The organism is Allobosea sp. 01N443, assembly GCF_056399325.1.
The window spans coordinates 13,000-24,985 of sequence record NZ_JBFTRC010000068.1 but is presented as its reverse complement, the minus strand read 5'-3'; the positions used below and the strand labels follow the sequence as shown (position 1 = coordinate 24,985).

Sequence of the window (11,986 nt, the reverse complement as noted above, 5' to 3'; positions counted from 1 at the left end):
TTAACCATTTGTTATCCCTAACAAGGGATTATCGGCCCAGAAAATTTGGCTCAGCGCCGAATCGCGCGTTCCAGGGGACCGAAGATGGCGAATACGATTCTTTCCAGCGGCGTGCGCAACAACCTCCTGACGCTTCAGCAGACCACCGCGCAGCAGAGCGTCATCCAGAATCGCCTCGCCACCGGCAAGAAGGTCAACTCGGCCATCGACAACCCGGTGAACTACTTCACCTCGGCCTCGCTGAACGACCGCTCCAGCCAGCTCACCGGCCTGCTCGACGGCATCTCCAACGGCATCCAGACCATTCAGTCGGCATCCAAGGGTATCGACGGCGTCACCAAGCTGGTGCAGTCGCTGCAATCGACGGTGAAGCAGGCCCAGGCCGACGCGGCCCAAAACCGCCCGACCAAGGCCGGCACGGCTCTCGCCAACGCTACCGAAGCGGCTGTGACCAGCAAGAGCCTCAAGGATATCGCGCTCGACAAGCGTATTGGCAGCGCCGGCGATACGGCTGTTTCCACCGCGACCCCCGCCTCCGCCGGCGACCTCGGCATCGACACGACAGCAACGCCGTCGCTCGGCATTTCGATCACCGTCGGCACCACCACCTACACAGCCTCCTTTGCGTCCGCGAACACGACTGTCCGGGATGTCGTTAACGAGATCAACAAGTCCGGGCTTGCCACAGCCTTCGTCGACGAGAAGGGCCAGCTCAACGTCAAGGGCACCGGCTCCGAGACCGTCGCCTTTGGTTTCGGCTCGGGCGCTAACGGTGGTGCTGCAATCACCGATGCCCAGGCAGGCGGAGACAACGCCGCGATCGGCTTCAGCGCGCTGGATGCCGTCGTCGGCACCTCGACGATCACCTCGTCGAACGTCACCTCGGCCGTCCGCTCGAACCTGATCCAGCAGTTCAACGACCTGCGCGACCAGATCGACAAGCTCGCCAAGGATTCGAGCTATAACGGCATCAACCTGCTCGCAGGCGACCGCCTCTCGATCGTCTTCAACGAGAAGACCGGCACGAACCAGACCAAGCTGGAAATCCAGGGTTCGACCCTGAGCGCCGCCAATCTCGGCATCGACCAGGCCGTCAACACCCAGCTGGCTGGCTTCGTCAACTTCCAGAACGACCTCGACCTGGAGAAGGCGACCCAGTCCCTGACCGGCGCCCTGACCTCGCTGAAGTCGCTGGCCTCGACGCTCGGCTCGAACCTTTCGGTCGCCCAGACCCGTCAGGACTTCACCAAGGAGCTAGTGAATACGCTGAAGATCGGTGCCGACAATCTCGTCCTTGCCGATCCGAACGAGGAAGGCGCAAGCCTGCTGGCACTGAACACGCGCCAGCAGCTTTCGCAGACCGCGCTCTCGCTGGCCAACCAGGCCGACCAGGGCGTGCTCCGGCTCTTCGGCTGATCGCGCCGAAGCACCCGACCTCCCCTCCCAAAAGCCAGAAGGCAGGATCGTCATGGCTCTCAAAGTCGAGCTCAAGCCGAACGAGCGCATCATCATCGGCCAGGTGGTGATCCGCAACGACGAGCAGCGCACGCGCTTCTTCATCGAAGGCGAGGCGCCGATCCTGCGCGAGAAGGACATCCTCACAGCTACCACCGCCAACACGCCGGCGAAGAAGATCTATCTCGCCATCCAGCTGATGTATCTGGCGCAGGATCCGACGCATGAGCACGAGACCTATTTCGCGCTCGTCCGCGATTTCATGAAGGCTGCCCCGAGTTCCCTGCCGCATATGACCGAGATCAATAACCGCATCTTAAGCGGCGATCTGTACAAAGCCCTGAAGGCAGCAAAGCAGCTGATCGCCTACGAAGCGGAACTCATCGAGAATGCAACACGGGTTTAACGCGTACGCCTCTGCCGCCAGGACTGCCCAGTCTGCCGTCTCCCCTCGCGAACTCGAAGCATCCCTGCTCCTGAAAGCCGCCGTCCGGCTTCAGTCCGTTGCCGATGACTGGCTCGGTCGCCAGCGCGAGCTCGACGATGCCCTGAACTACAACCGCAAGCTCTGGACCCTGCTGGTTTCTGCGGTGATCGCCGAGGACAACCCGCTGCCGGTCGAGATCAAGCGCAACATCCTCGGCCTCGCCAACTTCATCTTCAACCAGACCTTCCGCATCTCCGCCAACCCGGTCCCGGAATCCCTGACCGTGCTGATCGGCATCAACCGCGACATCGCCGCCGGCCTGCGCGGGCGCTGATCCGACGGCCCTTGCGTCCGACACCGACCAAACCCTCAAACGAAAACGGCGCCAGTTTCTGGCGCCGTTTTCGTTTTCACCAAGTCTCGGCTGGGTCAGATGTAGTTCGTCAGCGTCAGCTTCGAGAGAATCGCGGTCGTCTGGTAGCTCGCCTGCAGGCGTGTCTGTAGTGCCAGGATCTGCGTTGCAACCTCCTCGGTCGTGACCTCCTCGACCCCGGCGAGCGTCGTCGTCAGATAATTCTGGGTGGCGGTGTGGCGCTCCTTGGCGCTCGCCATCGCCTTCTGGGCCGTCCCGAGTTCGACGATGATCTCGGCCGGCTTCTGCACGCCGGTGCCGTAGCCGATCGTATTGCTGACGCGTTCGGCCAGGGCCTCGTAACGCCCCTTCGAGTTGGGATCGCCGGCCGGGAAGGTCTCGGCCGCGAATACGGCAAACTGCGCCAGCCCGACCTTGAAGGCCTCCTCATTGGCGCGTGCGCCTATGGCGACGGTCTCGCTCTGATCGACCTGCACCGTCGTCGTCGCGCGCGCCGAGCCCGGCGCATCGTCGCCCTGGTACCAGATCACCGTATTCGCCGGTGTTCCAGGCGCCGGCGCAGCCGTCGCGGTGGCGAAGGGCGGCCCCGGCACCCGCACCGGCGGATTGCTGGAACTGCCATCGAAGAAGTTCTTGGCCGCGACCTGGGCCGACGAGGCCGACAGCGTCGTCTGAGCCTCCTTGCCGAAGGCGGCCGAAACCGAAGCGCGCAGATTGGCAGCCGTGGCATTGACGTCGGCACCGATCTCGAACGTGTCCGTCGCGCTGCCATTGCTCCCGGCCGCCCGCGCCGTCAGGACGATCTCTTTCTGGGTGCCATCGGGCAGATCGACCTTGAAGCGCAAGGTGTCACCGGGCTGCGGCTGAGCCGCGACATTCACGGAGACATCGGCCGGCGGACCCGCAGTATAGGTCGGGACCAATCCCGCCGATGTCGTGGTGGCGGATTTCAGCTTGAAGCCGTAATTGGGATTGCCCGCCTCTTCCGCGATTGTCGCCGTCGTGCCGGCGCCACCTGCCGTGAGGCGCCCGAGCCCGGTCAGGCCGAGATCGGCTTCCTTGCGCTCGGCGATCAGCTGCTTCAGCCCGGCGCGGCCGGCGCCGTCCCCATCCATGATCAGGGAATAGCTGACCACCGGCTCGGTATCCGAGGTCCGCCCCGAGAACAGATAGCGCCCGCCGACATTGGTGTTGAGCAGGTCGAGCGCCTGCTTGAACTTTTCCTCGGCCAGAACCTGCGGCGCCGAACGGCCGCTGGCGCTCTCGACATAGCTGCCCGGACGCGCGTCGTTCTTGGTTTCGGCCGTCAGCTTGGCAAACCCCTCGACCGCCTTGGTCGAGAGCTTGAGATTGACGTCGGCAAGCTGGATTCCGGAGAGCCAGGAATCGAGCGAGGCCTTCTTGGCGTTGAGGTCGAGGCTGGTGCGCCGCTCGATCCCGAGATCGCCGTAGCTGGTGACCTTCTTGCCCGTATCGAGCTGGCGCTGAAGATCATCGAATTTCGCCCGCGTCGAGACGAATTCGCTCGGCCTAGCCGCGCGATAGGCTCCGGTGCCATAGGAGGTAATCGTCATGATGGCGTCCCTCAGACTCTCATCAGCATGTCCATCATCTCCTTCACCGTGGAGATGATGCGGGCATTGGCGRCGTAGGCGTTCTGCAGCTCGATCAACGTCGCCATTTCCTGGTCGACATTGACCTGTGAGGTCTCGGCGAAGCGGCTCTGCACGGAGGCGAGCGCCACCTGCTGGCCTTCATCGAGGCGCTTGGCGTTTTCGACCGCCTGCCCCTGCGAGGCGACGACGCGCTGCACGAAGTTCGAGACGGTGATGTTGGAGGTCGCCGTCGAGCCGTCGAGCGAGACCGCGTTGGTGACGCTCCGCAGGCCCTTGGTCAGCCGGTCGAGCAGCATCTGCGGCCGGGTGGCGTCGCCCTGCGGCGTCGCCGGCGTGGTGTTGAAGACGACGAGCTTCGAGCGGTCCGCGATCAGTCCAGGATTGATCGTGATACGGCCGGCAAAGCCCAGAGCCTGGGACTTGCCCTCGAACGAGCCGGTATAGGCGCCGTTGCCGTTCCCTGCATCGACGAAGAAGGGCAGTTCGGGCGATCCGTTGGCCCCGGACAGGCTTGTAGTGGTCGGGCGTGCCGTCAGGCCGAGCACGTCGCGGGTATTGCCCGCGCCATCGTCGACGATGCGCAGCATCGAACCGGTATTCGAAACCGTGAACCCACCGCCGATCGCGGCCTGGATCTGGGCTGCGACAGACGCCGGGCCGCCCGAGAAATCGATGCCGACCACGGTGTTGTTGGCATCGCCGCTGGCCGATGCCGGCAGCGGCAGCGATGCACCGGATTCCACGCGCACGAAGGTGAAACGCCGCGTCGCGCCACCGGGAGTGACCTGGTAGTCGAGCGTCACGCTGTTGCCSGACTGAAGCCCGGCGAGGTCGACATCGAAGCCTGAGGCCGCGCCTGTGGTGACGGCCGTTCCGGCGATCTCCCGATCGGACAAGGCGCTCGAGAGCTGCGCCGCCATCTCGTCGAGCTGGGCCTGCATCTGCACCAGCGTCTTGTCGCGAAGCTCGAGATTGGCTGCGATCTCGCCCGACCGGAACACCTTGTTGGCGATCGCGTCGATCTGGTTGCCGGAATTGTCGGTCATCGTAATGGTGCCGACACCACGCGTCGCCGCGTTGGGGCTCCATTGCGCTTCCGGGCCAAGCGCGGAGCGGCCGTCGAAGCTGAACTTCACCGCCGGTCGGCCGTCGAAGATCTGGGCACCCGATCCAGTGACGATGCTGAGCGAGCCGCGCGCATCCTCGCTGGTCTTGATGTCCATGTATTGCGAGAGTTCGGAGACGATACGGTCGCGCTGGTCTTTCAGGCCCGCTGTCGCCTGGTCGCTCTGCCCCTGCACGATCCGGGCATTGACGCTGGTCAGCGAGTCCAGCAGCTGGTTGATCTGGTTGACGGCACCGCCGATCTTCGTCTCGGCCTGGGTGCGCTCAGCCTGAACACCGGCGGACAGCCCGTTCAGGCGGTTTGCGAGCTGGCTGGCTGCATCGAGCACAGCCGTGCGGTTGGTATAGGATGACGGATCGTTCTTCAGCGCCTGGAGCGAGGTGGTGAAGGAGCTGTAGACAGAATCGAGCGCCGTCGCGCTTCCCGGCGCGCCGAACAGCTTGTCGAGATTCGAGAGCGCATCCGCCCGTGTCGACGTGTAAGCGGCGCCGGCACTTTCCTGCCAGAGCTGATGCTGGACGATCTTGTCGAGCAGGCGCTGAACAGCCGTGCTCGACGTACCGATCGTCGCGCCACTGAGCGTATCGGAGGTACTGACGACGCGCCGGACATAACCGGCAACGCCGGCATTGGCGACATTCTGCGAAACAACGCCGATACCGGTCTGCGTGACATGCAGCCCGGAAATCGCGGTGCCCAGGGAAGTACTCAGACCCATCGTCAACTCCTGCCGTCACCGGCGATCCTCCTGGATCGCCCGGAACCGCCTCCGCCGGCGGTCAAAGCCGCTCAGCGGATGATGCTGAACACATCGCGCAGCATTTCCTGCGCCGTGCTGATCACCTTGGTGTTGGCCGAGTAGGCCTGCTGGGTGACGATCATCTTCGAGAACTCGTCGGCGATGTCGGTGTTGGATTGCTCGACATTGCCGCCGATGAGCTGCGACGTACCCAGACCGATGATCGGAGGACCGGACTCGATCGTTTCCTCGAAGGCGCCACCGTCGAGGCGCTTCAGGGCGTTGCCGGCATTGAAGCGGGCCACCGAGAGTTGGGCCATCGCGACGACCTGGCCGTTGCTGAAAGTGCCGATCACCTGGCCTTCGGCCGAAACCGAGACGCGGTCGAGCGTGCCGGCCGTATAGCCGTCCTGACGGATGCTACGCGCGTCGATCTGGCCGCTGACATCGCCGTTCTGGGTCAGGCCGTTGCCGCCGGTCGTGAGATTGATGCCGGAGATCGCCGTGCCCGCGATCGTCATGTTCGGCAGCGTGATGTTGCCGCCGGCAGGGTTCACCATCTGGCCGGTGGAGCCGAAGGTGATGTCGACATTGGCATTACGATAGGCCACGGCGCCGCCCGTCGCGCCGGTGTTCTCGGCAACGAAGAGGTTCCAGGTGTYGACGGTCGCCGGAACGGCCGGCGGCCCCACCTGGGCCGGCGCCGCATTCGTGGTCTTGGCCCAGCGCAATTCGACGCTCGTCGCCTTGCCGAGCGCGTCATAGACGGTGACGGACCCGCCCGCGATGGAATCGCTCAGGAATCGGGTGACGTCGGCGCCGGTCACGAGGCCGGTTCCGCCGGCGGTCGTGGACAGCGGATTGGAGGCGTAGCCCGTAGCTTTCAACAGCTCGGATCCAGGCACGGTGGTCTTGGCGTTCGTCGTGCCGGGGAAGGCCGGGATATTGGCGCGATACTCGATCGAGGTCGTCGCCTTGGCCGGGAACTGTTCCTTGGTGATGCGCAGCACTTCTGGCTGGGTGCCGACCAACTGGCCCGTGACGGCGTCGATCTTCAGCCCTTTCAGATAGTAGCCCGCGCCATTCACCAGATAGCCATTGGCATCGAAATCGAAATCGCCGCGGCGGGTATAGAGATTGCTGTTGGTGAACTGGGTATTGGCGCCGAGGCCGCTCTGGCGCTGGTCGACGACGAAGAAGCCATCGCCGTTGATCGCGACATTGGTGTCGATGCGCGTGGCCTGGAGATCGCCCTGGATCGTGTTGGTCGCGCGGCTATAGGACGCGACAGAACCAGCGATCTGGCGATTGAGAGCCGAATCCGGGACCAGATCCGAGAACGTCGTATCGACACGCTTGAAGCCGGCCGTCCTCGAATTCGCGATGTTGCCTGAGATATTCTCGAGCGCATAGGACTGCGCCTGCATGCCCGAAACTGCCGTCGTCAGCGCGCTGAAGACACCCATGATACCCTCGCCTCAACCCTGGCACCCGGATGGGCGCCCAATACGTCGAGGCAGCCACTGCAGGGCCCGTGCCATGCAGGAGAATTCTATTTTTCAATCACTTGGATAGTTTCGAAACCGTATCGCGGCGAATTCCGCCCGGCAGTTTCCGTGCCGGMCGGCAAATTTTGCCGAGCCCCAAGATCTTGCCGAGCCCGAAGGTCAGCTGGAAGCCGTGCCGCGCCAGGACGGAAGGTCGCTTGCCACATCCGACAGGGTGGGTGGCTTGGCTTCGATGAATGGCAGAGGCCGGCAAACGGCAAGCGCAGCGAGCCCGACGCGCGCCGTCAGCAGGCCATTGAGCACGCCCTCCCCGAGCTTGGCCGAAAGCCGAGCGGCGAGCCCCTGCCCGACGACCTGCTGGACCAGCGCGTCACCGGCCGCGATGCCGCCTGTCACGACCAGGTGGCCGAGCACCTGCCGCGCCAGACGCAGCAGGCCCAGCGTCCCGGGGCGGCCGGCATAGATGCCGGCGATCGCCCGCAGCAATCTCGCGCAAGCCACAAGCACGAAGACGATATCGATCAGGGCCCGCGGGCTGACGGCCGTGACCAGCGAGACCCGGCGCGCGGCCAGCGCGATCTGCGCCTGCGCCGCGGCGTCGAGCGGCGTCATCAGGCTCCGCTCTGCGACGGTCAGAACGTCATGCGGCGCAAAGAGCTGGGGCAGGCTGTCCGCCAGCTCTGCCCGGCTCTTTGCAGTCTCCGGTCGCGTCGCATAGAGGCGCTGAAGTTCGCCGGTGATCGCCTTGGCTTCGTCGAGACTGCCACCGGCAAGCACCGCCGTGGCACGCAGCCGCAACGACTCGACGCGCCGCTCGCGCAGGATGTCGCGCAGAACCTTGCCCAGAATCACCAGAAGGGCGAGCACGGCGAGCGCCGCCGAGGCCAATGCCGCATAACCCAGCACTGGGCTCTCATTCATCAGCGAGGAGATGGTCCGCTCGGCCCAGACGCCGATCGAGAGTGTCAGGAAGGCGGACAGACCCGCAACGAACACGCTGCCCCAGCTGAAGCCCTTTCGGCTCGCCACCGGGACGACGGCCGGCTCGACCGGGTCGAGCGGTTCGCTTTCGGGCAGGACCGCGACGCCCTTCGTCATGCGTGGAGCGTCCTCGCCCGGCACGGTGGCATCGAGACGAACGGCGCGGGGAGCCTTGTTCATGTATCTGCCTCCCTCCGTCACGCCAGCTTGTCACCGATCAGGAATTCGAGCGCACGGTCGAGGCGAATCTGCGGCGGAGGCTGGCTCCGCCCTCCTGCATCCGGCAGCACCAGCGGCGGCCTGAAGCGTGGCGCCCTCACCTGCCAGGACTGCGCCTTCGGATCGAAGATCGCCTCGGGACGCTCGGGCAGTTCACCCGGGAAGATCGCCGCTTCGGCGATGCCGTCGAATACCTCGTCGCCGACCCTTTCGCCCGCCTCCGGAACGCCCGCAATCGCCGGCAGATCCTCGCCTCCCTGCTTGATCCTGACCTCCCTCGTCGCCCGCACCGCAGCCAGCGCCATCGCCTCGACCTTGGCGCCGGCGCCTTGCGCCCGTGCGGCCGCCCGCGCCACGAGATGAGACATCACTGCTGCCAGCCGGTCATGGCTGGTGTGGTGGATATGGTCGGCTTTCGTCGCAGCGAAGAGGACGCGCTCGATGCGTGGCGCGAACAGGCTCGTCAGCCAGGAGTTGCGACCGACGGAAAATGCCGTGAGGGCCTGGCCCAACGCCGTTTCAAGATCGGCGAGCGCCGGTGGACCGGCATCGAGCGCCGCCAATGTATCGACCAGCACGATCTGCCGGTCCAGGCGGGCGAAATGATCACGGAAGAACGGCGTCACCACGACGCGCTTATAGGCCTCGTAGCGATCCGCCATCAGCCCCGCCAGCGTGCCTGGCGCGACCTCGGTATCGGGAGCGACGTCGAGCGGCGCGAAGGTCAGCGCCGGTGAACCTTCGAGGTCACCGGGCATCAGGAATCGCCCGGGCGGGGTCACGGCGACAGCCTCCGGATCGGCGCGCAGCCTCGCAAGATAGGCCTTAAACAGATCGCTCGCGAGTTCCGCGGCCAGTTCATCAGGAGGCCCCGACGGATCGCGGACAGCGAGGCCATCGAGCCAGGGCTTGGCCGAACCGATCCGGTGAGGCTTGCGCGCATCCACGATCGCCTGCCGCGACCACGTCTTGTAGTCGACGCCGATCAGCGCGAGATCGAGCAGCCATTCGCCGGGATAGTCGACGATATCCAGTGTCAGCGTCGCCGGCCCCTTGAACCAGCCGGCCGCTCGCTCGTAGTCGATCTCGACCCGCAGCTCCGCAATGCGTCGGGTCGACTCGGGCCAGCGCCGGTCGGGACCTGACAGGGCGGCGCGGTGAGCCTCATAGGGAAAACGCGGTATATCGGGATCCGGCTGGGGCACCAGCCGTACGCGCGTGATCCGTCCATCTGCCGCCGCCTTGAGCACCGGCAGCCTGGCGCCCTCGATGAGATTCTGGATCAGCGCCGTGGTGAAGACAGTCTTGCCCGAGCGCGACAGCCCGGTGACACCCAGGCGCAGGCGCGGCCGGGCAAGTCCAAGCAGGCTGTCACCGAAGGCCAGCGCGGCATTGCGCGCCTCGTCGAGATAGGAGGGGGAGCTCATGTGGCGAGGAACGGAGCAGGTCCGCTCATTCGTCCGGCCCTTCGCCCAGCGAGGCGGGCGTCACGAAACGATCGAGCCGCCCGCCGCGCGGTGCGACATCGCGCCAGTCTTCGACGGCGAAATCAAGCACGGCAAGCCCGCAGGTCGGGTATTTCTGTGCCATTCGCGCCGCCGCATAACGGTCGCCATGGCCGGTCAACTTTGCGGCCAATTCCTCAAAGCCGGGATTATGCCCGATCATCAGGAGCGTGCGGACATTGGCTTCCGTGTCATGGACGACCTGCAGCAATCGCTCGGGCTTGGCCTCGTAGATGCGTGGTTCGAGATGGCTCCCGGGGCGCTCCGGCAGCATCGGCCCGACCAGCTCCCAGGTTTCGGTTGTCCGTCGTGCTGGCGAGACCAGCACGAGATCGGGCAGCAGCATCTCCTCTGCCAGATAGCGCCCCATGACAGGGGCTGCTTCGCGGCCCCTGACCGCTAGTGGTCGCTCCCGATCGGTGAGACCGGTGGACCAGCTCGACTTGGCGTGGCGGAGAAGCAGAAGGCGCAGCATAATCAGAACCTAACCATCTGCTTCGGGTTTTGCGAGAGGCCGCGCACGACTCTCAAGCCTCTGCGCCCCCACCCTCCTCCTCTTCGCCCGGCTCGTAGCGCAGCAGGTCGCCGGGCTGGCATTGGAGCGTGTCGCAGATGCGCGAAAGCGTATCGAAACGCATGCCACGGACCTTCCCGGACTTGAGCTGAGACACCTGCTGCTCGGTCAGGCCGATGCGCTGGGCAAGTTCCTTCGAGCGCATCTTTCGACGCGCCAGCATGACATCGAGTTCGACGATGATCGGCATCGCCCTGTCCTACACGAAACTCTGATTCTCGTCAGAGAGGCGCATCGCCTCGCGCAGCACCAGCCCGAAGGCGACAAGGACAGCACCTGCAGCCAGCGCGCCGAACATGCCGGGATCGAGCGTGATCGCAAGCTGCCTGCGGCCGGCCGGATTGTCATAGGTCAGCGCCACGCTCTGCAGGGCGCGCGCAATCGGGGTCGCCGCACCAAACAGAATGAGCAGCCAGCCGATCCGGCTGAGCTCGACGGCATTGACGACTTCAAGGACCCGTCCCTTTCCGAAGCGCCCAAACAGGTTTGCGAGACGCAGCATCGCGTAGATAAACAAGCCAGCCGGAACGGTGGCGACAGACAGGGCGAGCCAGTAGCTGCGCATCGCCGTCGTCAGCGGCGCGACAGTTACGCCAATGGTGCCACGCGCATGATTGGCGAGGCTTTCAGGGTCGCTCCACAACCAGACCACGCCAAATCCCATGAGCAATGCTGCGGCATAGCTGGCGAGCCGTGCTGCCATGCTGACGCGCTTCAGCCTGGCCAGCGGCGCATCGCTCGACCCCAGAGTGTTTTCCGCGCTCATTTCATTCTGCCCTCGATTGACAAAATTAAACTAATAGATGAATTTTTGAATGTCCAGGCCATATTCCCATTTGAAATTGACGAGCCTCACCATGCGCCCTTCCCTGTTCGCTTCCATGATCGCAGCCGCCCTTGCCGGCGCGTGCGGCCATGTCCCGCTGAGTTCCCTGCCGAAATTGTCGCGCATCGACATGCGCAGCACGACTTTGGCCGATCTGCGTGCCGCCATCAGCCTGCCGTCCGACATCCGCCCCCTGCCGGGCGGCGTCACCATGACGATCGTGGTCTCCCCCAAGGGCGGCGGGCGCCATGAGCGCAAAGTGGTGCTGGAAGAAGTGCGCGACGCCACCGAGCTCGCCGCATTGCCGGTCATGACTTCGCCGGGACGGCGTCTGGCCGTGTTCCGGCTTAGCCCCGCGGATGCAACCAAGCTCTCGGTGTTCCGCGAGGAACTGCTTGTCGGGGTCGGCAACAGCGGCAATCGCGGTTCCCTGGCGCTAAACGCGGACAAGGCCTGCCGTACGGGAGAGCTCGGCGACAAGCCAATCCTGATGACGAGCTATCTGAAGACGTCGGAAACGCAGGACTACGTCGTCGTGGCGCGCGATTTCGATCTGCGCGAAGCCGTGCGCGAGGTCGATGCCAAGATCGATCTCGCGGTGGCGATCCCGCCTTGCAATCCCTGAGCGGTCAGCCGC

General features: G+C 64.9%; 12 protein-coding genes. 4 read left to right on the top strand and 8 right to left on the bottom strand.

The window, feature by feature from the left end:
- Window positions 1-84 precede the first annotated feature (84 nt).
- The 3 genes from AC1DRP_RS17755 to flaF are packed head-to-tail and all read left to right on the top strand — an operon-like array spanning window position 85 to window position 2,216.
- Window positions 85-1,416, top strand: coding sequence for a flagellin N-terminal helical domain-containing protein (locus AC1DRP_RS17755; protein WP_441506245.1), 1,332 nt, complete (start codon window positions 85-87; stop codon window positions 1,414-1,416).
- Window positions 1,417-1,468: 52 nt separating this feature from the next.
- A complete protein-coding gene (flbT, locus tag AC1DRP_RS17750) occupies window positions 1,469-1,861 on the top strand; it encodes a flagellar biosynthesis repressor FlbT (RefSeq protein ID WP_441506246.1) in 393 nt (130 codons plus the stop codon).
- Entirely contained in the window at window positions 1,845-2,216 is a 372-nt protein-coding gene (gene flaF, locus AC1DRP_RS17745) for a flagellar biosynthesis regulator FlaF (RefSeq protein ID WP_441506247.1), read from the top strand. Before flbT ends, flaF begins: the two co-directional genes overlap by 17 nt.
- Window positions 2,217-2,311: 95 nt before the next feature.
- On the opposite strand, the gene AC1DRP_RS17740 is transcribed toward flaF, so the two are convergent.
- The 8 genes from AC1DRP_RS17740 to AC1DRP_RS17705 all read right to left on the bottom strand — a co-directional run bounded on the left by AC1DRP_RS17740 (window position 2,312) and on the right by AC1DRP_RS17705 (window position 11,289).
- The gene (locus AC1DRP_RS17740) at window positions 2,312-3,829 is read right to left on the bottom strand and encodes a flagellar biosynthesis protein FlgL (RefSeq protein ID WP_441506248.1); all 1,518 of its coding nucleotides are present in this window, start codon (window positions 3,827-3,829) and stop codon (window positions 2,312-2,314) included.
- Window positions 3,830-3,840: 11 nt separating this feature from the next.
- The gene (gene flgK / locus AC1DRP_RS17735; protein ID WP_476769130.1) at window positions 3,841-5,715 is read right to left on the bottom strand and encodes a flagellar hook-associated protein FlgK; all 1,875 of its coding nucleotides are present in this window, start codon (window positions 5,713-5,715) and stop codon (window positions 3,841-3,843) included.
- Between the two features lie 71 nt (window positions 5,716-5,786).
- Window positions 5,787-7,202 (bottom strand): flagellar hook protein FlgE, encoded by a 1,416-nt coding sequence (locus tag AC1DRP_RS17730; protein WP_476769129.1) that lies wholly within the window; start codon window positions 7,200-7,202, stop codon window positions 5,787-5,789.
- 201 nt (window positions 7,203-7,403) lie between these two features.
- A complete protein-coding gene (locus AC1DRP_RS17725; RefSeq protein ID WP_441506251.1) occupies window positions 7,404-8,405 on the bottom strand; it encodes a YcjF family protein in 1,002 nt (333 codons plus the stop codon).
- 17 nt (window positions 8,406-8,422) lie between these two features.
- Window positions 8,423-9,871 carry a YcjX family GTP-binding protein gene (locus AC1DRP_RS17720; RefSeq protein ID WP_441506252.1) on the bottom strand — a complete coding sequence of 483 codons (1,449 nt, stop codon included), beginning with the start codon at window positions 9,869-9,871 and terminating at the stop codon, window positions 8,423-8,425.
- 25 nt (window positions 9,872-9,896) lie between these two features.
- A complete protein-coding gene (locus AC1DRP_RS17715) occupies window positions 9,897-10,424 on the bottom strand; it encodes a SixA phosphatase family protein (RefSeq protein WP_441491519.1) in 528 nt (175 codons plus the stop codon).
- A gap of 52 nt (window positions 10,425-10,476) precedes the next feature.
- Window positions 10,477-10,713 (bottom strand): helix-turn-helix domain-containing protein, encoded by a 237-nt coding sequence (locus tag AC1DRP_RS17710; RefSeq protein WP_069879946.1) that lies wholly within the window; start codon window positions 10,711-10,713, stop codon window positions 10,477-10,479.
- A 9-nt stretch (window positions 10,714-10,722) separates the two neighbouring features.
- A complete protein-coding gene (locus AC1DRP_RS17705) occupies window positions 10,723-11,289 on the bottom strand; it encodes a DUF2975 domain-containing protein (protein ID WP_441506253.1) in 567 nt (188 codons plus the stop codon).
- Window positions 11,290-11,380: 91 nt separating this feature from the next.
- On the opposite strand from AC1DRP_RS17705, the gene AC1DRP_RS17700 reads away from it, so the two are divergent.
- Complete coding sequence (locus AC1DRP_RS17700; protein ID WP_476769128.1) at window positions 11,381-11,974, top strand: hypothetical protein; 594 nt, start codon at window positions 11,381-11,383, stop codon at window positions 11,972-11,974.
- Window positions 11,975-11,986 lie beyond the last annotated feature (12 nt).